This is a genomic window from Allobosea sp. UNC402CLCol (assembly GCF_000745475.1).
In the GTDB taxonomy this organism is placed as follows: Bacteria; Pseudomonadota; Alphaproteobacteria; order Rhizobiales; family Beijerinckiaceae; genus Allobosea; species Allobosea spartocytisi.
The window spans coordinates 772,310-793,689 of the sequence record NZ_JQJJ01000008.1; the positions used below are offsets into that span (position 1 = coordinate 772,310).

The window sequence follows — 21,380 nt, forward strand, 5'->3', positions numbered from 1 at the left end:
TCAGCCTCCGTAGCGGCGCAGGCGCTGCGGGAAGATTCCCTGCGGGCGGATCATCAGGAAGGCGATCACGGTGATGCCGAAGAACAGGATGCGGTAGTCCGAGAAGGCGCGCAGCTTCTCAGGCAGCAGCGTCAGCAGAAACGCGCCGACGATCACGCCCAGCGTGTTGTCCATCCCGCCGGCGATGACCATCGTCATGATCGTCACGGAGACCAGGAAGGTGAAGTTGTCGGGCGAGATGAAGCCGACATAGAAGGCGTAGATCGTGCCCGCGAAACCGGCGAGGAACGCATCGACCGCGAAGGCCAGCACCTTGTACCAGGTCGCGTTGATGCCCTGGCAGCGGGCCGCGAGTTCGTCGGCCCTGAGCGCGTTCCACGCCAGGCCGATCCGCGAATGGTGCAGGCGCCCGGCGAATAGGATCGAGACGCCGACGAGCAGCGCCGAGAGATAGTAGAAATTCGCCTGAGACGGCAGCGAATGCCCGAAGATGACCAGCGGCGAGGCAAAGGAGTGGCCGAAGAGCTCCGGCGCCGGGATGCCGACCAGCCCGTTGGGACCGCCGGTGAATTCCAGATTGTTGAGGAGCTGGTGGACGACCACGCCGAAGGCGATCGTGACCAGCGCCAGATAGCTGTCGCGCGTGCGCATCGAGGGAATGCCGAGCAGGAAGCCGAAGATGGTCGCGACCACCGCCGAGGCCGGCAAGGCGAGCCAGAAGCTGACGTCCCAGTTCAGGGCAAGCAGCGCCGAGGCATAGGCGCCGATGCCGTAGGAGGCGCCGGTGGCGAAGTTCGGGATGTTGGCGCTGCCGAGCTGGAAGTTCAGCGCCAGCGCCAGCACCGCGTAGAGCTGCGCGATAATCAGGAGGTGCAGCGCATAGCTGCTGTTCTGCAGCACGAAGGGAAAGGCGAGCACGATCGCCGTGCCGAACAGCATCGCGAAACGCCGGTTGGCGCCGAAGGCCTGTTCGATATTGGCCTCGATCACCGGCAGGCGCTGCATCGCGACCAGCGCGCCGGCGAACAGGGCGAGCAGGCCGACCACCGCGCGCCAGTCGTCGACCAGCAGGAATTGGCGCAGGAAGGCCGCGCCGGCGATCTCCGTCAGAGCGACCAAAGCGAGGCCGCCGGCGGTGCCGAGCGTCGCGCGGGCGGGAATTGTCATATCCGTCATCGGCTCAGACCTTCTCGACGACGGTGCGGCCGAAGAGGCCGGCCGGCCGGAACACCAGCACGCCGATCACCAACAGGAAGACGAAGACGAGGCGATAGGCCGCGCCGTTCGGCACCACCGCCTGCACCAGCGTGTCGAGCCCGGCGATCACCAGGCTGCCGATGATCGCACCCGGCATCGAGCCCAGCCCGCCGACGACCGCGGCCGAGAAGCCGATGAGGCCGACATCCACGCTGAAGTCGAACCGCACGATGCCGGCATAGCCTGCGAAGAACAGGCCACCGATGGCGCCGACCGCCGAAGCGATGAAGAAGGTGATCCGGAAGATCCGGCCCGGCGCGATCGAGAGCAGGCGAGCGGCGTCGCGGTCCTGGGAAACGGCCTTGATGTGCAGGCCGAGCCGCGTGCTGCCGAGCAGGTAGAAAAGCCCGGAAACGCAAAGCCCGGAGACCGCGATCGCGACGAGGTTGAAGGCCGGTACCGTCACCCCGAGCATGTCGACGCTGCCCTGGACGAGGCGCGGCACCGCATGCGGGTTGGAGCCGTTGGGGAAAAGATGGCGGATCAGATCGCGCAGCACGATGCCGAGCGCAACCGTCGCGACCAGCGCCATCATCGCAGGCGCATTGCGGAAACGCTGGATGACGACGAAATCGAGCAGGACGCCGAGCAGCCCGGTGAGCGCGATTGCGAGGGCGACCGCCAGCAGCATGACGCCGGGCGAGGCCGCGGCCCCGATCGCGGTCGCGAAGGTCTGCACCAGCGCCAGCGCCAGGAAGGGCGCCATCAGCGCCACGTCGCCATGGGAGAAATGGATAATGTTCAGCACCCCGAAGAGCAGGCTGAAGCCGACCGCGATCAGGGCATAGATCGAGCCGAGCGTGATCCAGTTCAGGATCTGTTGCAGGAGCTGCTCGGTCATTCCGGTCCCTCTCTTTGTCTTGGCGGCCATGTCGTGGCCGCTTCCTGGGCTGTGCACCAGCCCGCAAGCGGACAGGAGTCGTAATTTCGGAATCTCTGCTTTGCTTGTCTTGAGGCAGGGTACCGGACCTGCTCGCGCCCCGTCCGGCCAGCTACTTAGGCAAAGCTAGGCCGGGGCTTCCAAATATCCGATTTGCTTCCCCTTTCGGGAAGGACGGATTGTCCGCCGAGGCATCCTAGGCCCGCCTGCCCGGCTGACCGCGGGAGCTCCAAAATCCGTCCTGGAGGGGATCATGAATTTCAAGTTCGGCGCCGGAAACGGCTCTTTTTCGGCATTGCTGCGCGTATCGGTCGTCAGCGCGGCGGTCGTGGTCGGGGCCATGGCCGCCTCGGCCCAGGAGACCGTCAAGATCGGCTTCATCGGCCCGCTCAGCGGCGGCAATGCGCAGCAGGGTCTCTCGGCCCGCAACGGCTTCCAGCTCGCCATCGACCAGGCGAACAAGGCCGGCCTGCCCTTCAAGCTCGAGGCCGTGGTCCTCGACGACGCTGCCAACCCGCAGACCGGTGTCGCCGCGGCGCTGAAGCTCACCAACGATCCGCAGGTGCTGGCCGCCACAGGCCACTGGAACAGCGGCGTCGCGCTGGCCACGATCCCCGTCTTCCAGCGCGCCGGCGTGCCGTTCGTCGTCTGGGGCGCGATCTCGCCCAAGATCACCGAGCGCAACAACCCGATGGTGTCGCGTGTCGTGACGACGCTGGTCAACACCAACGAGCCCCTGGCCAAATGGGCGGTCGAGAGCGTCGGCAAGAAGATCGCCATCGTCTCCGACACCTCCGATTACGGCGTCGCCAACACCCAGAACTTCGAAAAGTTCTACAAGGCCGCCGGCGGCACCATCCTGGCCGCCGAGGCCGCCCCGGTCGGAACCACGGACTTTCGCGCGCTGCTGACCAAGATCAAGGCCGGCGCGCCGGATGCGATCTATTTCGGCGGCGTCGTCACCGAGGCCGGCCTCGTGCGCCAGCAGATGGTCGAACTCGGCATGACCGTGCCGATGATCGGCGTCGACGGCTTCCATGACGCCGACTTCATCAAGATCGCCGGCCCGGCTGCCGAAGGCACCGTCTCCGGCATCGTCAAGGAAAAGGGCAATCCGCAGCTCGAAAAGCTGACCAAGGATTACCAGGCCGCGAACTTCGCCGAACCGGCGACGACCTACACCAAAAATGCCTTCGACGCCGCCAACATCATCGTCGCGGCGATCAAGAAGGCCGGCACCAAGGACAAGGCCGCCATCGCCAAGGCGATCCGCGAGACCCAGTACGACGGCGCCATGGGCCATACCAGCTTCGACGAGAACGGCCAGACCAAGCTGCCGGTCGAACTCGAGCTTCGCACGGTCAAGAACGGCGCCTGGACGACACGCTGACGCCGATGTCCGGCCGCGCTTTGGCGGCCGCTTTCTCCAGGCAATGGGCTCGCGCAAAGCGCGGGCCCATTTTTCTTTGCGACGTTCCTGGCCTTCTCTCACGGAGGCGCCGGCGATTGGCGTAGCCTGCCATCCGGCAATGCCTTGCTTGCCGTGATCGAGCGCGCCGTCTCGGCCGCCAGCCGTCCCCACAGAAGCACGGCATTCGACATGGCCGCCGCAGCCCGCCCGTCCATCGCATCAGCCTCCTCGGTCCCGCCCCGCCTCGGTGCTCGCAAGGAGGAGGGCGCGCCACGGATCGAAGCGTTCAGGCGCCAGTCATCTGCCATGCCGGTTCATGGCGCCGACGAGCCGGCCCGGGCTCGGTGAGTTTGAGGAGATCATGATGGGGCGGGACGGCTTTCAGTGCGACACCTGCGGATCGGCGAGCATTTCGGTTCCCGGCCGGCTGGAGCAGAACAGCGACGTGACCTGCACCAAATGCGGACGCATCCTTTCTTCGTGGGATGAATACAAGCGCAAGATCGGCTTGATGCTACGCGAGACCACGCCGGGCCGCCGCCCGACGATCTCCGACCCCATCGACTGGTGAGAAGGGCCAATCCCTCGATCGCGGACCATGACCGACCGAACGCCCCCTCCCGTCAACGCCTCGCCTGAGACGCTCACCACCAAGGTCGTTTCGGCCGCCTATCTCGCCCTGGTCGGCATCGTCACGACGGCCTGGATCGCTTTCCTCGTCTGGATCGCCTGGCGCTTGTTCGCCGCGAGCGTCTGAGGCCCGGGCGCGCACCGATTTCAGCCAGCCTTCGCGACGACGGACGAAGGACGGCCGTCAATCGCAACCATTGAGGTTATTGCGCAACCGGAGACACCCCAGCGGCTGGTCAGGCCGCCGCGAAGGCCGCGCCGACGATCTGCCGCGCCTCTTCCTGGATGCGGGCGAGATGCGCCTCGTCGCGGAAGCTCTCGGCGTAGATCTTGTAGACCTCCTCGGTGCCGGAGGGGCGCGCGGCGAACCAGCCATCGGCGCTCGTCACCTTGAGGCCCCCGATCGGGGCGCCATTGCCGGGAGCGTCGCTCAGGATCGCCGTGATCGGCTCGCCCGCCAGCTCCTTCGTCGTGATCTGGCTCGGCGAGAGGTTCTTGAGCACCGCCTTCTGGGCCGATGTCGCGGGAGCGTCGACGCGCGCATAGCAGGGCTTGCCGAGCTCGGCCGTCAGCTTGTCGTAGAGCACGCCCGGATCATTTCCCGTCTTCGCGGTGATCTCGGCGGCGAGCAGGCCGAGGATGAGCCCGTCCTTGTCGGTGGTCCAGACGGTGCCGTCCTTGCGCAGGAAGGAGGCGCCGGCGCTTTCCTCGCCCGCGAAGCCGAAATCGCCCGAGATCAGCCCCTCCACGAACCATTTGAACCCGACCGGAACCTCGACCAGCCGGCGCCCGAGCTTGCCCGCGACGCGGTCGATGATCGCGCTCGACACCACCGTCTTGCCGATGGCCGCGTCGGCACGCCAGCCGGGGCGGTTGGCGAAGAGATAGGCGCTCGCCGCGGCGAGATAGTGGTTCGGGTTCATCAGCCCGCTGCTGCGGGTGACGATGCCGTGCCGGTCTGCATCCGTGTCGTTGGCGAAGGCGACGTCGAAGCGGTCGCGCATGCCGATCAGGCTCGCCATCGCATAAGGCGAGGAGCAGTCCATCCGAATCTTGCCGTCCCAGTCGGCGGTCATGAAGCCGAAGGTCGGATCGACTGCCTTGCTGACGATAGTCCCCTTCAGGCCGTAGCGGTCGATGATCGGCTGGTAATAGTCGAGCCCGGCACCGCCGAGCGGGTCGATCCCGATCGAGACGCCCGCCCGCGCGATCGCCTCCATATCGACGACATCGGCGAGATCGGCGACGTAACCGCTGATGTAGTCGTACCGCCGGACATGCTCGCTCTTCAGCGCCTTGTCATAGGGAATGCGGGCGATGCCGGCGAGCTTCTCCGCAAGAAAGGCGTTGGCCTTCTTCTCGATCCAGCCGGTGGCGTCGGTATCGGCCGGCCCGCCATGAGGGGGGTTGTATTTCAGCCCGCCATCGGCGGGAGGATTATGCGAGGGCGAGATGACGACGCCGTCCGCCTTCCCGGAGGAGCGGCCGCGGTTATAGGTCAGGATGGCGTGGGAGATGACGGGCGTTGGCGTGAAGCCGAGCTTCTCGTCGATCATCGTGGTCACGCCATTGGCGGCGAAGACCTCCAGCACCGTCTCGAAGGCGTTGCGCGAGAGCGCATGGGTGTCGATGCCGACGAAAAGCGGCCCGTCGGTGCCCTGTTCGCGGCGATAAAGGCAGAGCGCCTGGGCGATGGCGAGAATATGCGCCTCGTTGAACGATCCGGAGAAGGCCGAACCGCGATGGCCCGACGTGCCGAACGCCACCTGCTGCGAACGCTGCGACGGATCAGGCTGGTCGAAATAGGCCCTTTGCAGTGCCGCGACATCGACGAGCATGGAGGGGTCGAGCCGCTTTCCGGCGTAGGGGCTCACGGTATCGGTCATTGAGTATCTCGGTTGCAGGCCAGCCAATGCGCCGCCCGTTATAGACGGCAGGTCCGCAAAGTCGCGAGCGAAAAAGGCCGGAGCACGGCAGCTCGCGAGCGCGCTTCTGCCAAGCGCCCGGGAGCGAAACCCGCGCCGGGCCGATCGGCCGCGTCAGCCTTCGATCACCGGAGCGCGTTCGGCGAGTTCGAGAAAGATGGCGGCGCAGCCGAGCCAGACGATGCCGAGATAGATGAGCACGAGACCAGACCCCGAGAAACTGATCTCGGTGTAGCCCCTCCGGATTTGCGCTTCGGTGCAGGCAATCGCTCGCATTTGAGCGATGTGTGGGAATTCCGACCGGTCCCCGCGGTCGGCAGGACAGGCTGCGCCCCGCGACGAGATACGGTTGGCCCTCGTACTGACGTCCAAGGCAATATATGTGTCGCAGGCGCGAAATAGGTTTCTTTGGAGTTGGTGATGAAGATCGTGATGGTCGGATCGGGTTATGTCGGCTTGGTATCCGGCGCCTGCTTCGCGGATTTCGGCCATGAGGTCGTCTGCGTCGACAAGCAGGAGAGCAAGATCGCAGCGCTGAAGCGCGGCGAGATTCCGATCTTCGAACCTGGCCTGACGGAACTGGTGCGCAGCAACGCCGCCGCTGGCCGGCTGTCCTTCACGACTGACCTCGCCGGCCCCGTGAGCGCAGCGGACGCGGTCTTCATCGCGGTCGGCACCCCCTCCCGCCGCGGCGACGGTTTCGCGGATCTGTCCTATGTCTATGCCGCCTCCCGCGAGATCGCGCAGGCGCTGGGCCGCTACACGGTGATCGTCACCAAGTCGACGGTCCCGGTCGGCACCGGCGACGAGGTCGAGCGGATCGTGCGCGAATTGCGGCCGGAAGCCGAGTTCGCCGTGGTCTCGAACCCGGAGTTCCTGCGCGAGGGCGCCGCGATCGAGGACTTCAAGCGCCCCGACCGCATCGTCATCGGGACCGAGGACGCCCGCGCCCAGCAGGTGATGGCGGATGTCTATCGTCCGCTCTATCTCAACAGCGCGCCCATTCTGAACACCAGCCGCCGCACCGCCGAGCTGACGAAATACGCCGCCAACGCCTTCCTGGCGACGAAGATCACCTTCATCAACGAGATGGCGGATCTGTGCGAGCAGGTCGGCGCCAACGTCCAGGACGTGGCGCGGGGCATGGGCCTCGACAACCGCATCGGCGGCAAGTTCCTGCATGCCGGGCCGGGCTATGGCGGGTCCTGCTTCCCCAAGGATACGCTGGCCCTGATCAAGACGGCTCAGGATTACGGCACCCCTGCGCGCATCGTCGAGACGGTCGCCGCGGTGAACGAACAGCGCAAGCGCGCCATGGGCCGCAAGGTCGTGGCGGCCTGCGGCGGCTCGGTTCGGGGCAAGACCGTCGCGGTGCTCGGCCTCACCTTCAAGCCGAACACCGACGACATGCGCGATTCCCCCTCCCTCTCGATCATCACCGCGCTGCAGGACGCAGGCGCGACGATCCGCGCCTTCGATCCCGAAGGCATGGAGCAGGCAAAGGCGGTCCTGCCCGGCGCCGTCACCTATTGCGACAATGCTTATGAATGCGTCGAAGATGCCGATGCGGCCGTGATCGTCACCGAATGGAACATCTTCAGGGCGCTGGATCTCGATCGGGTCAGGACGCTCATGAGGTCGCCGATCCTGATCGATCTGCGCAACATCTATCGTGGCGAGCAGGTCCGCGAGAAGGGCTTCGTCTACGCCGATATCGGCCGCGGCATTTCCGACCCGGTCTCCTCCCACGCCATCGACGCAGCCTGATCGAAATCTGAACAGTCTGTAGGTCCTTGCCGGCATATGGCATGAAACATGCCCCTGCCCTGAGGCCGACGCGGCTAAAACCTGATTTGGAGTCCGATACTCTGATGACCTCCCGCCTCATCACCCCCTTGATCATGGCCGGCGGCGCTGGCACGCGGCTGTGGCCGCTGTCGCGAGACTCCATGCCCAAGCAGTTCATCGCATTGCTCGATGATGGGCTTTCGACCTTCCAGGCGACCTTGCTCAGGGTGAAAGGCGACGGTTTCGCCGATCCCATCGTGGTGACCAACAACGAATTCCGCTTCGTCGTCGCCGAGCAGATGCGGGCCGTCGGCGTCGCCGGCGACATCGTGCTGGAGCCCGAACGTCGCGATTCCGCTCCTGCGATCGCCATCGGCGCGCTGCTGGTCTCGCAGAAGGACGAGAAGGGCCTTTGCCTTGCGCTCGCCGCCGATCACGTCATCCCCGATGTCGAGGCCTTCCGCCGCGACTGCGAGCGCGCCGCGAGCCTTGCCGCGGACGGCCCGATCATGACCTTCGGCATCGTGCCGACCGAGCCTGCCACCGGCTATGGCTATATCGAGCCCGGCAAGCCGCTGAAGAGCGAGGGCGCCAACACCGTCGCCCGCTTCGTCGAGAAACCCGACGTCGAGACTGCGCTGGGCTATGTCGAGCAGGGCTTCCTCTGGAACAGCGGCAACTTCATCTTCTCGGCCGAGCGGATGCTTGCAGAGCTCGAGGCTTTCGTGCCCGAGGTGCTGTCCGGCGCAACCCGGGCATTGGCGGCGGCCACCAAGGATCTCGACTTCCTGCGGCTGGACCCGAAAGGCTTCGCCGAGGCCACCAAGGTTTCGATCGACTATGCCGTGATGGAGAAGACGCGCCATGCCGGCGTGCTGCGTGCGAGCTTCGGCTGGTCCGATGTCGGCAGCTGGGATTCGCTGCAGACGATCCGCCCCCAGGACGAGGCTGGCAATGTGCTGGAAGGCCCGGTCGTCGCCATCGGCACCCGCAACTCGCTGATCCGCAGCGACGAGATCTTGACGGCGGTCATCGGCCTCGATGATGCCGTGGTCGTCACGACGCGGGACGCCGTCCTGGTCACGACCAAGGCGCGCGCCGCCGAGGTCAAGGGGCTGGTGGAGCGGTTGAAGAAAGAGGGCCGCCGCGAGGCGACCGAGCATCTGCGCATGTACCGGCCCTGGGGCTGGTATCAGCGTATCGACCTCGGCGGCCGCTTCCAGGTGAAGCGCATCAACGTCAAGCCCGGCGGCCTGCTGAGCCTGCAGAAGCACTTCCACCGGGCCGAGCACTGGGTCGTCGTCTCGGGGACGGCCGAGGTGACGCTGGATGGCACCGTCTCCTACATCCACGAGAACGAATCGATCTACCTGCCGATCGGCTGCACGCACCGCCTGGCCAACCCCGGCAAGATTCCGCTCGAACTGATCGAGGTTCAGGTCGGCTCCTACACCGGCGAGGACGACATCGTCCGGATCGAGGACATCTACGCACGCGCCTGAGCAAGACGCGCCGGAGCGCCACCACCGCGACGTTGTCGCCCGCCTTCAAGCGCGTGCGACGCAAGCCTTTCCGTCGCCGCGATGCGCTAGCGACGGACGACTCAGTCGTGCCAACCCAGCTCCGGAGCGGAATCGGCGAGCTGCAGGAAGATCGCCAGGCAACCCAACCAAATCGTCGCGATCGTGAGCATCGATGCCGTCTCCCTGGCAGCAGGCGCGATATCTGCCGCGCCACGATGTTCTGCACGATCAGGCCCTAAAGCCGGGTGAATCGATATTTCAATTTTAACGGACCTCTCCGAGGCCCTGTAGCAGCCATTGCGGCGCCGAGGCGTACGGCGAATGTCTTAAGGCCGGAACCGCTCTAGCCCTTGTTCCGTGGCATTTTCTTCACCCGAACCGGTATCCTCCCCACTCGAAGATGCTCTACCCTGCAGCCGCGAACCGCGAGATCTTGGTATCCTGTCCATGACCAGCCTGAAATTCGGAACCTCCGGCCTGCGCGGCCTGGTGAGCGAGCTCATCGGCTTGCCGGCTTACAGCCATGTCCGCGCCTTCTGCGCCATGATCCGCGAGGACGATGCGGCGGGGCCCGCGGGCGAGGTCCTGATCGGGCGGGATCTGCGCTCGTCGAGCCCGCTCATCGCCGCCCAATGCGCGCAGGCCGTTTCCGACGCCGGCCTGGTTCCGGTCGATTGCGGCGCCCTGCCGACCCCGGCCTTGGCGCTCGCCGCCATCCAGCGCCGCGCCCCCGCCATCATGGTGACGGGCAGCCATATCCCGGACGATCGCAACGGGCTGAAGTTCTATCGCGCCGCCGGTGAGATCGACAAAGCCGACGAGGGACGCATCCTGGACTGGCAGGCCCGCCTCGCCCTCTCCTCCGTGCCCGAAGCAACAGTGGCGACGGACACATATGAAGCGCTGGCGGCCTACAAGGCGCGCTATCTCGACTTCTTCGGGCCCTCACCGCTGGGCGGCATGGTCGTCGGCGTCTATCAGCACTCTTCCGTCGGCCGCGACGTCATCTGCGACGTGCTTGCGGGGCTCGGCGCCACGCCCGTTCCGCTCGGGCGCAGCGAGCACTTCATCCCGGTCGATACCGAAGCGCTGCGGCCGGAGGACGAGGAGCTCGCGCGTCGATGGGCGGGCGAGCGGGCGCTCGATGCGATCGTCTCGACCGATGGCGATGCGGACCGGCCGCTCGTCGCCGATGAGAACGGCCGCTTCCTGCGCGGCGATCTCGTCGGAGCCCTGACCGCGCGCTTCCTCGGCGCCGATGCGATCGTCACGCCGGTCACCTCCAACTCGGCGCTCGACCGTCCCGGCCTGTTCGACAAGGTCGTCCGCACCCGCGTTGGCTCGCCCTATGTCATCGCCGGCATGGAGCAGGCCAGGGCCGAGGGTGCCACGACGATCGTCGGCTTCGAAGCCAATGGCGGCGTGCTGCTCGGCTCGGATGTCGAGCGTGACGGCCGCCGCCTGCCCGCCCTGCCGACGCGCGACGCCATGCTGCCCATCCTGGCGACGCTCGCGCTCGCCCGGCAATCCGGCCAGGCCCTGAGCGCCATCGCGGCGGAGGCCCGCTTTGCCATCGCCCTGTCGAACCGCCTGCAGGAGATTCCGCAGGACAGGACCGCGGCGCTCATCGCAAGGCTCGACGCGGAGGATCCCGCCTTCCGCGATGCGGCCTTTGCGAGCCGCGGCGGTGTCGCGGCGCGCGACCGCCGCGATGGCCTGCGCCTGACGCTGGGCAATGGTGCCACGGCTCATTTCCGCGCTTCCGGCAACGCGCCCGAGCTGCGCGTCTATGTCGAGGCGCCGACGCAGGAGGCCGCCGAGGCGCTCCTCGCCGAAAACCTCGCCTTCGCGGCGGCACAGACCCGCTGACAGCAAGGCGGCGGGCGCCGCCTCACTCGATCTTCACATTCGCCTTCTGCGCGACCTCGGCCCAGCGCGTCGTCTCCGCGGCGATATGGGCGGCGAATGCGTCCTGCGATGACCCGACCGGATCGACGCCGAGCTTCCTGAGCTGCTCGATCACCGCCGGCTCCTTCATGATCGCCTGCGTCTCCGCCGAGAGCTTCGCGACGATCTCCTTCGGCACGCCGGCGGGCGCGAAGAAACCGTGCCAGGAACTGGCGTCGTAACCCGGAATGAACTCGGCCAGCGCCGGCAGATCCTTGGCCACTTCGAGTCGCTTCGGCGTCGCCGTCGCCAGGGCCCGGATCTTGCCCTCCTGCACATGCGGCCAGGCGATGGTGATGTTGTCGAAGCTGACCTGGATCTGGCCGGAGAGCAGGTCCTGCGTCACCTGCCCGCTCGAGCGATAGGGCACATGGGCCATGTCGGTACCGGTCGCCACCTTGAACATCTCCGCCGCCATATGGGTCGAGGTGCCGGCGCCCGAGGAGCCGAAGGAGTACTTGCCCGGATTCTTCTTCAGCAGGTCGATCAGTTCCGGCACGCTCTTCGCCGGCAGGTCGATATTGACCATCAGGATGTTGGGAACACTCGCGACCTGCGAGATCGGCGCGAAATCCTTGACATGGTCGAAAGGCAGCCTGGAATAAACAGCCGGATTGATCGCATGGGTCGAGACTGTGCCCATCGTCAGCGTGTAGCCGTCCGCCGGAGCCCGCGCCACGGCGGCGACGCCGGTATTGCCGCCCGCCCCGGCCCTGTTCTCGACGATGAACCTGCCGCCGAGGCGTGCGCCGAGCCGGTCGGCGAGGATGCGCCCGAGCATGTCGGTGGTGCCGCCGGCCGCAAAGGGCACGACGATGGTGACGACCCTGCTGCCGGGATACTCGCCCTGCGCGAAAGCGGGCCCGGCCGCGGCAAGGCAAGCCGCGGCGATGATGGTTCTGCGGGTGATGCTCATCGGTTTCATTCCTCCCTGATGCGGAGAATCCGCCTTGCGCCTCGTGAGCGGGCGCTTGCGCCAAGGGATAACACAGGGCTGCGGATTTGAAATCTGAAATTTCAGATTGCCGTGCCAACCGGATTATGCTGTTTGATCAACGATGCCGCCCTGGGGAATCGGCAGCGGCTTCCCCATTTCCGCCGCGCCGGAAGAGTGAATGTTGCAGCCCGCCGTCGAACCCGTTGCGCCCGACCTGCTGCGTTCCCTGCGCGAGCATGTCCATGAGCGCCTGCGCCGGGCCATCGTCGCCGGGCGTTTCCGCAATGGCGAGCGGCTGAATGAGCGCCATCTCGCCGAGATGCTCGGCGTCAGCACCACCCCCGTGAAAGACGCGATCCGCAAGCTCGAGAGCGAGGGGCTGGTGCGGACCGAGGCGCGGCGCGGCGTCTTCGTCGAGTTCTCCGCCCGGCAAGCGCTGGAGATGGCGCTCGGACGCGCCGCACTCGAAAGCGTCATGGCCCATATCGCCGCCAACCGCCTGACCGAAGCCGGCGGACGCGAGCTCTCCCGATTGATCGCGGAGATGGAGCAGGCGACGGAGCATGGCGAGCTGGAGGATCTCGTCGCGCTCAACGGCGCCTATCATCAGGCGATCCACCGCATCTCGGGCTGCACCTATCTGGAGCGCCGCCTCGACGGGCAGCGGATGTACGACCATGCCCAGCGCATCGCGCTTCATTCGGAGCTGGCGGAGCGCCGCCGGGGTTTCGCGGAGCATCGCGGCATCTGCGAGGCGCTGCTGGCGCGCGATCCCGCGCTCGCCGAACGCAGGATGCGCCAACACATCGTCCGTTCGGGGAAAGCCCATGTGCGGCTCGTCTTCGGCGCGGATGCGGAGGGACTGGACTATGACGAATGACAAGGTGCGTCGCGCACTGCGCGGCATTTCCGGCGTCCATGTCACCGCCTGGAAGGCGGATGGCGAGGCCGACTGGGCGCTGACGGGCGGGATCGTGCGCGGAATCGCCGAGGCCGGCATCCACAACATCGTCTCGGCCGGCAACACCGGCGAATTCTACCCGATGACGACGGCGGAGGTGGAACGCTCCCACGCCGTCGCGGCCGAAGCCGCCGCCGGCAGGGCGCTCGTCACGGCCGGCATCGGGCGGTCTTTGCGCGAAGCTGTCGCGACCGGCAGGCTCGCGGCCAGGGCCGGCTGCGACGCGGCGATGGTGCATCACCCGCTCGACCCCTTCGCCGCGCCGCAATCCCAGGCCGACTACATCCTCGCCATCGCCGAGGCGCTGACGATCCCGCTCGTCGCCTATATCCGCTCCGACGCCATCGGCGTGACCGACCTGATCCGCGTCGCGACCCATCCCAATGTCGCGGGCGTGAAATTCGCCTCCACCAACATGATGCTGCTGGCCGATTGCGTGCGCGAGACGCAAGGCACTTCCGCCAATTGGATCTGCGGTCTCGCCGAGGGCTGGGCCGCGCCCTTCCATGCGCTGGGCGCGCGCGGCTTCACCTCGGGGCTCGTCAATGTCGTCCCCGCGCGCTCGCTCGCCGTCTGGCGCGCGCTGGAAGCGGGCGACTACGACGCCGCGCGCCGCGAGGTCGACGCCATCGCCGGCTTCGAGAAGCTGCGCACCAAATACGGCAACGGCGCCAATGTCACCGTGGTGAAGGAAGCGCTGGGACTGCTCGGCATCGATGTCGGCCCGGTCCGCCTGCCCGGCCTGCCGGAACTCAACGCGGCCGAGCGGGCGGAACTGCGCGCCATCGTGTCGGGTTGGGGGGCTGCGAAAGCTGCGGCGGAGTAGCCGGCCTCACAGCTCCGCGTCGAAGGCGATCGTGTCGAAGGCCGCCCGCACCCGGCCCTGCGCCTGCGCCGTGACATAGGCCTGGGCCCATTCCGGCGACGAAGCGACGATGCCGCGGTCGGAGCCCTGCACGTTGATGTCCTGCGAGATGCCATAGCTCACCGTCGGCGTCGTCCGCATCGGCACGGGCAGCGGCAGCATCTGGCGTGCAGCGGCGCCGGCCGCCTGATAGGCGTCGATCAGCACCGTCCCGCCCGGCCGCCAGTGATAGCGCCGGCAGAGCTGCTGTTCGGCGCCGATCGGACGCGGCGACCAATGGGTCGCGATGCGGCCGATCTCCAGCTTGACGCGCGCGAAGCTCACCGCCCCGGCCACTGGCGCCAGGCTCACCACGAGCGGGCCGCTATCCCCCGGTACAGGCGTCAGCACGACGAAGCGCCGCCCGGCCCCGGCGCTGATCGTACCGGACTGGCTGCCGACCCTGACGCTGAGATCGCCGCCGCTCAGCCCCTCCACCGAAACCGCGAGCGTCATGCCCGCGAAGGACGAAATCCCCCACGCCGCCAGCTCGACCGGTTGCAGGATCGCGCCCGTATTCAAACTCACCGTGAAGCCGCTGAGCGACAGGTTCGCTCCGCTGGCACCCGCCTTCCAGCGGTCGAAGCCATAGGCGCCCGCCGCCAGCGCCCCGCCGGCAAAGCCGCGCTGATTGATCTGGATGTCGCCATTGATCAGCAGGTTCTGCCCTGCCGCCCAGGGCGAGCCCGGCAGCGCGACCCCTCCGCCGGCCCGGTCGATGGCGAGCGCATCGTGCCAGGCCGAGCCATCGGGGCTGACCTTGACCCGGAAATCGTCGTCGCCCGCGAGGCCGAACTCCGCCCTCCCCGACCAGTTGGACTGAAACAGCACGCTCGCCGTCGCCCCGGCATTCGCCTTGTTGAGCTTGAGCCGATGGTCGCCGCCGGCATGGTTGAACAGGCTCGCCTCCGACGACACCACCAGCCGGTTGCTGTCGTCGGCCGTGGCGTTGACGCCCCATTTCTCGGCGCCAAGGCCGCTGAGCGGGCTGGCCCTGCGCCATTCCGTGCCCGTCCAGAGAGTGTGCTCGGCCTCGTCGGCGATCCAGGCCTGCCAGCCGACTCGCGGCGTGAGGAAGATCCAGCCGCCATCCTCGAACAACGCCACCTGACCCGCACGCCCGGCAAAGATGCCGGTGCCGCCGGCCGGCACGATATAGGCCGACAATTCGCTCGGGCTGCCTGGCGGCGCGGACTGGCTGCGGCTGTCGACGACCAGATGGATCAGGGCGTCGAGGCGCATCAGCGCATCGTTGTGCGTGACATGTTTCTGCGCCTGGCCGGCGGCAAGCAGCGGCAGCGAGAGACGGGGCGTGACGATCATGGGGCCTCGCGGGATCGGACGATGCGAGGCTGGATGATGCAGGCGCCCGAAGCGCCGGGGATAAGTTCCGGTACGGGTTAACCGAAGCTCCGGGGCCGCAAGCCGGCATGGAACCAGGTGATCAGCGAATAGATGTCGTAGACCGGCAGCCCCGTCGCCTGCTGCACGGCCGCCGCATAAGGCGGCATGTTGGTGCATTCCAGCACGATCGCGCCGACATCGGGATGCCGCGCCACGAGATCGAGCGCAGCCTCGACCACATCCTGCCGGGCAAGCTCGACATCCATGTCATCCTTCTCGGCCTTGATCAGCACGCGGAAGAATTCGCGGCCATTTTCGGTGCCGGCGACCGGCGTGTCGAGCGGCACGCCGGCGGCCTCGAGATGCGCCGGCGTCAGCGTCGCGGCCGAGACGGTGACGAGACCAACGCGCTTTCCGGGCGGCAGCGTCGCCTGCACCCACGGCACTTGCATCAGCGACGATGTCGCGACCGGAACGTTCACCGCGGCCGCGAGCTCGCGCTGAAACAGGGATAGAAAGCCGCAATTGGTGGTGATCGCTTCCGCGCCGAGCCTGACCAGCTCTCGCGCTGCCGCCACGAAATCCGGCAAAAGCCCGGCGGCTCCCTTCAGGACCACCTTTTCCGGGCTCGCTCCCGTGACGACATGGTAGAGCACTGGAAAGGGCCAGGTCGTGCCGTTGCCCATATCGCCGGGAATCCGCGGGAAACGCGCTTCCAGCATCAGGATGCCCAGCGGCACCCCATAGATCGCCCTCCCGCCGCGAGCGATGCGGGAGGCGGGTCCGGAACGGGCTTCGTCTGTCATCGGCATTCCGTTGCGATCGTTGCGCCCGCGCCGGGCGATTGTTCCAAATGGCGGCGATAGCATGATGGTGACCGCGAAGTCGCGCTTGCGCCATTGCTTTGCCGTGTTCGTAAGACCATAAAGCACGTCGCTCGCCAAAAAATCGGTTGCGTAACCTGCTTCTGGCCCGTTGTTTGCGTAGCCGCGATTCGCGCCTCTGGATTCTGATTCCTTGACCGATCCCTTCGACCATCTGCGCCGCCTCGCGACCTTCCTCGGCTGGTGCGCGCTGGCCGTCATCCTCGTCTCGACGCTGTCGCCGATCGAGCTGCGTCCCCATCTCCCGGATGTGGGGGCGGATGTCGAACGCTTCATGGCCTATCTCGCAGCCGGCGGCGCGCTGGCCTTCGCCTATCCGCGCCAGCGCTGGTTCGTGCTGGGCGGCATCGTGCTTCTCGCGCTCGGGCTCGAATGGGCCCAGACCTGGGAGGCGACGCGCCATGGCCGGCCCCACGATGCCGTGGTCAAGATTCTGGGGACCCTGACCGGCGGCGGCCTTGCCGTCTCCCTCGATTATCTGGCACGGCGCCTGCGCAGCCTGGCCTGAAGAGGCTGTGCCGTAACGGAACACGCCGTCGCCTTTTCGGCGTGATCTCGCGTCGTTTTCGCCGGAAACTACACGCACTGATTGAAATTCGCACCGATCCGGTGCAATGCCGCGCGGCATGGCGCTTGCGGTTGCGTCGCCGACTGCTCCCGCATATCTCGGTCCTCGCGCCGAAAGCGGGAGACAAAGCGGCAAGGACTGGGCGAATATGAGCGTCGACCATCTCAGGCAGGCACCGTTGGCGCTGCCCCGAGGCCCTGCGAGAAGCTGGCGGCACTGGCTCGGCCTGCTGACGGCGGCGTGCGACGGCGTCCTCGTCGTGGCCCTGGTCTACGCCATGGACTGGTCGACCGATCTTGCGATGCAGGGCTCTTTCCAGGTGGACGAGCGGACTCCAGAACTCGCCGGCACGCTGGCGGCGCTGTTCGTCTTCGTCAACCTGATGCGCGGACGCTACCAGATCGGCAATTACCTCTCGACGAAAGGCCAGGTCGCGGCGGCCTTCTCGGCCTGGAACATCGCGTTCGTCGCGTTCCTGGTGCTGCTTGTCCTCGCCAAGATCGCCGATCACTATTCGCGGGCCGTCCTCCTGACGAGCTATCTCGCCGGCATTCCAGCCATCGTGCTGACCCGTTCGGCCATCGTCCGCCTGATCTCGGCGGGAAGCCGCACCGGCCGGATCACCTCCGAGCGCGTCTTTCTGATCGGCCGGGAGAAGGAAGTCATGTCCTTCGTCGACCGCTGCAAGCCATGGAATGCCGGCAGCGCCATCGTCGACGTGGCCTTCCTCAACCCGCAGCAACCGCGCCGCGATCCGCGCGAAGCCCTTGCGGCCGATCTCGCGGCCGCCGCCGCCAGTTGCCGGGCGAAGCGGCCCGACGCAGTCTTCATCGCCGTGCCCTGGTCGGACCATGAGACGATCGAGGCCTGCGTCGACGCATTCATGAACATGCCGGTCGCGATCCATCTCGCGCCCGAGAAGATCATGAGCCGCTTCGAGCAGCCGCATTTCGTCAGCGCCGGCGCGCTTTCGAGCCTGCGCCTGACGCGTGCTCCGCTGTCGCCGGTCGAAATCGCCTGCAAGCGGGCTTTCGATCTCACCGCTGCGGCGCTGGCCGGGCTGTTGCTGCTGCCGCTGCTGTTGCTGATCGCGCTGGCGATCCGGATCGATTCACCCGGCCCGGTGCTGTTCCGCCAGCGCCGCCATGGCTTCAATCAGGCGGCGTTCCGCATCTTCAAGTTCCGCACCATGACGACGACCGACGACGGCGCCGTGATCGTGCAGGCGCGGCGTGACGATCCCCGCATTACCCGCATCGGCCGGGTGCTGCGCCGCTATAATCTCGACGAATTGCCGCAATTGCTGAACGTCATGGCCGGCCATATGTCACTGGTCGGCCCGCGCCCCCATGCCCTGGCGCATGACCGGGAGTTCGAGCGCAAGATCGCGCTCTACGCCCGCCGCCACAACGTCAAGCCCGGCATCACCGGCTGGGCGCAGGTCAACGGCTTGCGCGGCGAGACCGACACCGACGAGAAGATGGCGGCGCGCGTCGCCCATGACCTCTGGTATATCGACCACTGGTCGTTCACGCTCGACCTCGCCATCCTGTTCCGGACGGTGTTCAGTTCCAAGGCGTTCCGGAACGCGGTGTGACGGTCATCGCAGCATCGGCCGAGAAGCGGATTCCGCTTCTCGGGAAAATCAGCTGTTGCGGAGAAAAGCCGGCTCAGCCGTCGCGGCGGAGCGCGTGATAGGCCTGCGACACCGGGCGCGGGGCGACGTCATGAACGAGCTGGCGGGCGATGATGCCGGAAAAGCGCATGGCCGCGGCGAAACCGCTCATGGCTTGACCGATCCGCGAGGGTAGCCGGGCAGCGAGGCTTGCCGCCGTGGCACCGGTCTGCGGCTGCGCGGCCGCGTGGCGCGCGAAGGTGCCGGGCAGGTTGACGAGGCCCGTATGCAGCCCATGGGCCGCGAATTCCGCGATCAGCGCCCGGTGGCGCTTCGGAGCCACGTCGACGATGACCACGTCCGGCGCGCAGGCGGCAATATGGTCGAGGATCGCGCGGCCGGCCGGGCCGGAGAAATCGGCGTCGCAGATGCCCGCAAGGCGCAGGCCGGGAAAGGCCGAGCGGATGCGGCTGCGCAGCACATGGATCGTCGCGCTGTCACCACCGAACAGGAACACCGCCTCGCCCGCGCTCTCGCAGCGGCGCAGCGCGTCTTCCAAACCCGTTTCGCGCCGGGCGGCATCGGCCCGCACGGCCTGTTCAATCTGCTGTTCGATCGAGTCCGACGTCACGCTGTCCCCATTTCGCTCGAGACGGGCATCCGGCAGCGATATGGCCTTGCATTGCTGCCTGGGCTTGCCCGCTGCCGTCAGAGACAGGAAGCGGCTACTTCCTTAAAAATTTAGATATCCGTTCAGATGTGTCGCAACCAAAGGTGACCGATTTTGGGTCAGCGTCCTCGGGCCTCAGGCGGCCGGAGGACGCCCCGGCATCAATGCAGCGTTCGCCAGACGGCTCGCCCCAGCCACCCGGCCCAGCCGAGCATGAGCCCGGCCGCGACCAGAACGCCGATAATCAGCAGCGAACGGCCGATCAGAAGGCTCGCCACCGTCTCGTGCTCGACGGGGCGGTTGTCGTTGGCAGGCGGCGGGATGTCCCGTACGGAGGGCATCCGGATCGGCACCGTCACGGGTGGCCGGACACGCATCGAACGCATAAAACGATCTCTTACCGTTAACGAACCGTAAACCTGCTCCTCGCATCTCTGATCCAATGCGAGACGCAGGCAAAGTGCAAGCCGAGAAATGACCTAAGGTGAATTTGTCCGCGACATTGCCTGATGGACCGCGGCTCCCACTGAATAAAACGGCCATCGGCCGCTCGGCAGCAGCGTTATTCCATCACCATCGCGTGATCGTCGGACGGGGCCGCCTGCTGGCGCGGCGTGCGCAGCAGCGCGAGGAACGGCAAGGCTGCCAGGCACAGGATCATCAGTAGCTTGAAGTCGTCGACATAGGCGATGATCGTCGCCTGCCGCGTCACCACCTCGTCCAGCGCCGCGCGGCCGGCCAGCGTCGTCGGGTCCCAGGCATGCCTGATCGCCGGCATGTCGAAGATGCGGTTGAACGGGGTCACATAGTTGGCAATCTCGGCGTGGTTCACCTGCACGTTGCGGGTCAAGAGGTAGCTGACCAGCGAGATGCCGACGCTGGAGCCGATATTGCGCGAGAGATTGTAAAGCCCGGTGCCGTCCCCGCGATACTCCGCCGGCAGCGTCGCGAAGGTGATCGTCGTCAACGGCACGAAGAGCAGGCCGAGCCCGGCGCCCTGGATGAAGCCGGTCACGATGATCGTCTGCTGCGAGACATCCGGCGTCCAGCCGGTCATGTCGTACATCGCCCAGGCGCTAACCAGGAGCCCGGCGCCGAGCAGGATGCGGATGTCGACCTTTCCGATCAATCGCCCGACCAGGAACATGCAGGCCATGGTGCCAAGGCCCCGCGGCCCCATGACGATGCCGGCCGTCACCACCGGATAGCCCAGCAGCGTCTGCAGGAAAGGCGTGAGCAGCGCGAGCGACGCCAGATAGCAGATGCCGACGACGAAGATGAAGATCAGCCCGACATTGAAGTTCCGGTCGAGGAACATGCGCGGCTTGATGAAGGAGTTCTCCGCCGTGAAGGTGTGTACCGCCAGGACGTAGACCGCCGCGACGCAGACCGTCGCCTCTAAGATGATCTCCAGCGAGTCGAACCAGTCGAGCTGCGCTCCGCGGTCGAGGAAGAGCTGCAGCGCCGCGATCGCGAGGCTGAGCGAGCCGAAGCCGATCCAGTCGAGCTTGGCAAGGGCGCTGGACTTGGTCTCGGTGACGAAGATCGAAACGCCCGCCAGCGCCAGGATGCCGAGCGGCAGATTGATGTAGAAGACCCAGCGCCAGGAGATGTTCTCGGTCAGCCAGCCGCCGAGCACGGGGCCGAGCACCGGCCCGACCATGACCGAGACGCCGAACAGCGCCATCGCCGAGCCGCGCTCCTCCGGCGTGTAAATATCGAGCAGGATGCTCTGCGAGAGCGGCACCAGCGCGGCGCCAAAAAAGCCCTGCAACAAACGGAATCCGACGATCTGCGTCAGCGACTGGGCCGCGCCGCACAGGATCGAGGCCACGACGAAGCCGACGATCGCGACGGATAGCACGCGCTTGCGGCCGAAACGCGCGGCGAGGAAGCCCGAGGGCGGCGTCATGATCGCCGCCGCGACGATATAGGAGGTCAGGACCCAGTTGATCTGGTCGGCGCTCGCCGAGACGCTGCCCTGAATATAGGGCAGCGCGACATTGGCGATGGTGGTGTCCAGCGCCTGCATGATGACCGCGAGGATCACGCAGGCGGTGATGGCACCGCGATTGGCAACCGGGGTCGTCGCGGCGGCTGAGCTGGCCATGACAGGCCTCTTCTGTTTGCTGGTCT

20 protein-coding genes are annotated in these 21,380 nt (G+C 66.7%); 10 read left to right on the top strand and 10 right to left on the bottom strand.

The annotated features are described in order from the left end of the window. Positions 1-1,176 (bottom strand): branched-chain amino acid ABC transporter permease, encoded by a 1,176-nt coding sequence (locus tag GY40_RS05730; RefSeq protein ID WP_038359370.1) that lies wholly within the window; start codon positions 1,174-1,176, stop codon positions 1-3. A 4-nt stretch (positions 1,177-1,180) separates the two neighbouring features. After that, the gene (locus GY40_RS05735; protein WP_038360211.1) at positions 1,181-2,098 is read right to left on the bottom strand and encodes a branched-chain amino acid ABC transporter permease; all 918 of its coding nucleotides are present in this window, start codon (positions 2,096-2,098) and stop codon (positions 1,181-1,183) included. Between the two features lie 292 nt (positions 2,099-2,390). Here GY40_RS05735 and GY40_RS05740 point away from each other — a divergent pair, with 292 nt between their 5' ends. The 3 genes from GY40_RS05740 to GY40_RS27465 all read left to right on the top strand — a co-directional run bounded on the left by GY40_RS05740 (position 2,391) and on the right by GY40_RS27465 (position 4,305). Then, a complete protein-coding gene (locus GY40_RS05740; RefSeq protein WP_051987544.1) occupies positions 2,391-3,527 on the top strand; it encodes a branched-chain amino acid ABC transporter substrate-binding protein in 1,137 nt (378 codons plus the stop codon). 337 nt (positions 3,528-3,864) lie between these two features. After that, positions 3,865-4,119 (top strand): hypothetical protein, encoded by a 255-nt coding sequence (locus tag GY40_RS05745; RefSeq protein ID WP_038359372.1) that lies wholly within the window; start codon positions 3,865-3,867, stop codon positions 4,117-4,119. A 27-nt stretch (positions 4,120-4,146) separates the two neighbouring features. After that, complete coding sequence (locus GY40_RS27465; protein WP_156115877.1) at positions 4,147-4,305, top strand: hypothetical protein; 159 nt, start codon at positions 4,147-4,149, stop codon at positions 4,303-4,305. Between the two features lie 109 nt (positions 4,306-4,414). Here GY40_RS27465 and pgm read toward each other — a convergent pair whose 3' ends face one another. Both pgm and GY40_RS27470 read right to left on the bottom strand, forming a co-directional pair. Beyond that, positions 4,415-6,064, bottom strand: a complete 1,650-nt coding sequence (gene pgm / locus GY40_RS05750; protein WP_038359374.1) for a phosphoglucomutase (alpha-D-glucose-1,6-bisphosphate-dependent) — start codon at positions 6,062-6,064, stop codon at positions 4,415-4,417. Between the two features lie 153 nt (positions 6,065-6,217). Then, positions 6,218-6,379 (bottom strand): hypothetical protein, encoded by a 162-nt coding sequence (locus GY40_RS27470; RefSeq protein ID WP_156115878.1) that lies wholly within the window; start codon positions 6,377-6,379, stop codon positions 6,218-6,220. Positions 6,380-6,523: 144 nt separating this feature from the next. Here GY40_RS27470 and GY40_RS05755 point away from each other — a divergent pair, with 144 nt between their 5' ends. The 3 genes from GY40_RS05755 (at position 6,524) to GY40_RS05765 (ending at position 11,283) form a co-directional block, all read left to right on the top strand. Then, positions 6,524-7,870, top strand: a complete 1,347-nt coding sequence (locus GY40_RS05755) for a UDP-glucose dehydrogenase family protein (protein WP_038359376.1) — start codon at positions 6,524-6,526, stop codon at positions 7,868-7,870. A 104-nt stretch (positions 7,871-7,974) separates the two neighbouring features. Continuing rightward, complete coding sequence (locus GY40_RS05760; RefSeq protein WP_038359378.1) at positions 7,975-9,393, top strand: mannose-1-phosphate guanylyltransferase/mannose-6-phosphate isomerase; 1,419 nt, start codon at positions 7,975-7,977, stop codon at positions 9,391-9,393. 468 nt (positions 9,394-9,861) lie between these two features. Continuing rightward, positions 9,862-11,283: a phosphomannomutase gene (locus tag GY40_RS05765; RefSeq protein WP_197062699.1), complete on the top strand. Its 1,422-nt coding sequence runs from the start codon at positions 9,862-9,864 to the stop codon at positions 11,281-11,283. 22 nt (positions 11,284-11,305) lie between these two features. On the opposite strand, the gene GY40_RS05770 is transcribed toward GY40_RS05765, so the two are convergent. After that, on the bottom strand, positions 11,306-12,277 hold the full coding sequence (locus GY40_RS05770) for a Bug family tripartite tricarboxylate transporter substrate binding protein (protein WP_038359381.1): 972 nt from the start codon (positions 12,275-12,277) through the stop codon (positions 11,306-11,308). Positions 12,278-12,476: 199 nt separating this feature from the next. Here GY40_RS05770 and GY40_RS05775 point away from each other — a divergent pair, with 199 nt between their 5' ends. Together GY40_RS05775 and GY40_RS05780 are read left to right on the top strand one after the other, a co-directional pair. After that, positions 12,477-13,178: a GntR family transcriptional regulator gene (locus GY40_RS05775; RefSeq protein ID WP_038359383.1), complete on the top strand. Its 702-nt coding sequence runs from the start codon at positions 12,477-12,479 to the stop codon at positions 13,176-13,178. Next, positions 13,168-14,085 carry a dihydrodipicolinate synthase family protein gene (locus GY40_RS05780; RefSeq protein ID WP_038359385.1) on the top strand — a complete coding sequence of 306 codons (918 nt, stop codon included), beginning with the start codon at positions 13,168-13,170 and terminating at the stop codon, positions 14,083-14,085. The genes GY40_RS05775 and GY40_RS05780 overlap by 11 nt, the downstream gene beginning before the upstream one ends. Before the next feature lie 6 nt (positions 14,086-14,091). On the opposite strand, the gene GY40_RS26460 is transcribed toward GY40_RS05780, so the two are convergent. Both GY40_RS26460 and GY40_RS05790 read right to left on the bottom strand, forming a co-directional pair. Continuing rightward, on the bottom strand, positions 14,092-15,486 hold the full coding sequence (locus GY40_RS26460; protein WP_051987546.1) for a DUF2793 domain-containing protein: 1,395 nt from the start codon (positions 15,484-15,486) through the stop codon (positions 14,092-14,094). Positions 15,487-15,563: 77 nt separating this feature from the next. After that, positions 15,564-16,313, bottom strand: a complete 750-nt coding sequence (locus GY40_RS05790; RefSeq protein WP_038360221.1) for an aspartate/glutamate racemase family protein — start codon at positions 16,311-16,313, stop codon at positions 15,564-15,566. Between the two features lie 211 nt (positions 16,314-16,524). Between GY40_RS05790 and GY40_RS05795 the strand changes: the two genes are divergently transcribed. Further along, on the top strand, positions 16,525-16,899 hold the full coding sequence (locus tag GY40_RS05795; RefSeq protein ID WP_038359386.1) for a hypothetical protein: 375 nt from the start codon (positions 16,525-16,527) through the stop codon (positions 16,897-16,899). Between the two features lie 208 nt (positions 16,900-17,107). After that, on the top strand, positions 17,108-18,556 hold the full coding sequence (locus tag GY40_RS05800; protein WP_051987547.1) for an undecaprenyl-phosphate glucose phosphotransferase: 1,449 nt from the start codon (positions 17,108-17,110) through the stop codon (positions 18,554-18,556). Between the two features lie 73 nt (positions 18,557-18,629). Here GY40_RS05800 and GY40_RS05805 read toward each other — a convergent pair whose 3' ends face one another. The 3 genes from GY40_RS05805 to GY40_RS05815 all read right to left on the bottom strand — a co-directional run bounded on the left by GY40_RS05805 (position 18,630) and on the right by GY40_RS05815 (position 21,354). Beyond that, complete coding sequence (locus tag GY40_RS05805; protein WP_038359389.1) at positions 18,630-19,205, bottom strand: WecB/TagA/CpsF family glycosyltransferase; 576 nt, start codon at positions 19,203-19,205, stop codon at positions 18,630-18,632. Positions 19,206-19,405: 200 nt separating this feature from the next. Further along, positions 19,406-19,630 (bottom strand): hypothetical protein, encoded by a 225-nt coding sequence (locus GY40_RS05810; RefSeq protein WP_038359392.1) that lies wholly within the window; start codon positions 19,628-19,630, stop codon positions 19,406-19,408. A gap of 176 nt (positions 19,631-19,806) precedes the next feature. Then, positions 19,807-21,354 carry a DHA2 family efflux MFS transporter permease subunit gene (locus tag GY40_RS05815; RefSeq protein WP_038359395.1) on the bottom strand — a complete coding sequence of 516 codons (1,548 nt, stop codon included), beginning with the start codon at positions 21,352-21,354 and terminating at the stop codon, positions 19,807-19,809. Positions 21,355-21,380 lie beyond the last annotated feature (26 nt).

What these genes read in the sequence shown, in the direction of transcription:
- GY40_RS05755 (WP_038359376.1), top strand. Translation starts at nt 6,524, where the DNA reads ATGAAGATCGTGATGGTCGGATCGGGTTATGTCGGCTTGGTATCCGGC.
- GY40_RS05790 (WP_038360221.1), bottom strand. Translation starts at nt 16,313, where the DNA reads ATGACAGACGAAGCCCGTTCCGGACCCGCCTCCCGCATCGCTCGCGGC.
- GY40_RS05745 (WP_038359372.1), top strand. Translation starts at nt 3,865, where the DNA reads ATGGCGCCGACGAGCCGGCCCGGGCTCGGTGAGTTTGAGGAGATCATG.
- GY40_RS05770 (WP_038359381.1), bottom strand. Translation starts at nt 12,277, where the DNA reads ATGAGCATCACCCGCAGAACCATCATCGCCGCGGCTTGCCTTGCCGCG.
- pgm (WP_038359374.1), bottom strand. Translation starts at nt 6,064, where the DNA reads ATGACCGATACCGTGAGCCCCTACGCCGGAAAGCGGCTCGACCCCTCC.
- GY40_RS05760 (WP_038359378.1), top strand. Translation starts at nt 7,975, where the DNA reads ATGACCTCCCGCCTCATCACCCCCTTGATCATGGCCGGCGGCGCTGGC.
- GY40_RS27465 (WP_156115877.1), top strand. Translation starts at nt 4,147, where the DNA reads ATGACCGACCGAACGCCCCCTCCCGTCAACGCCTCGCCTGAGACGCTC.
- GY40_RS05735 (WP_038360211.1), bottom strand. Translation starts at nt 2,098, where the DNA reads ATGACCGAGCAGCTCCTGCAACAGATCCTGAACTGGATCACGCTCGGC.
- GY40_RS05800 (WP_051987547.1), top strand. Translation starts at nt 17,108, where the DNA reads ATGAGCGTCGACCATCTCAGGCAGGCACCGTTGGCGCTGCCCCGAGGC.
- GY40_RS05780 (WP_038359385.1), top strand. Translation starts at nt 13,168, where the DNA reads ATGACGAATGACAAGGTGCGTCGCGCACTGCGCGGCATTTCCGGCGTC.
- GY40_RS05815 (WP_038359395.1), bottom strand. Translation starts at nt 21,354, where the DNA reads ATGGCCAGCTCAGCCGCCGCGACGACCCCGGTTGCCAATCGCGGTGCC.
- GY40_RS05740 (WP_051987544.1), top strand. Translation starts at nt 2,391, where the DNA reads ATGAATTTCAAGTTCGGCGCCGGAAACGGCTCTTTTTCGGCATTGCTG.
- GY40_RS26460 (WP_051987546.1), bottom strand. Translation starts at nt 15,486, where the DNA reads ATGATCGTCACGCCCCGTCTCTCGCTGCCGCTGCTTGCCGCCGGCCAG.
- GY40_RS05810 (WP_038359392.1), bottom strand. Translation starts at nt 19,630, where the DNA reads ATGCGTTCGATGCGTGTCCGGCCACCCGTGACGGTGCCGATCCGGATG.
- GY40_RS05775 (WP_038359383.1), top strand. Translation starts at nt 12,477, where the DNA reads ATGTTGCAGCCCGCCGTCGAACCCGTTGCGCCCGACCTGCTGCGTTCC.
- GY40_RS05765 (WP_197062699.1), top strand. Translation starts at nt 9,862, where the DNA reads ATGACCAGCCTGAAATTCGGAACCTCCGGCCTGCGCGGCCTGGTGAGC.
- GY40_RS27470 (WP_156115878.1), bottom strand. Translation starts at nt 6,379, where the DNA reads ATGCGAGCGATTGCCTGCACCGAAGCGCAAATCCGGAGGGGCTACACC.
- GY40_RS05730 (WP_038359370.1), bottom strand. Translation starts at nt 1,176, where the DNA reads ATGACGGATATGACAATTCCCGCCCGCGCGACGCTCGGCACCGCCGGC.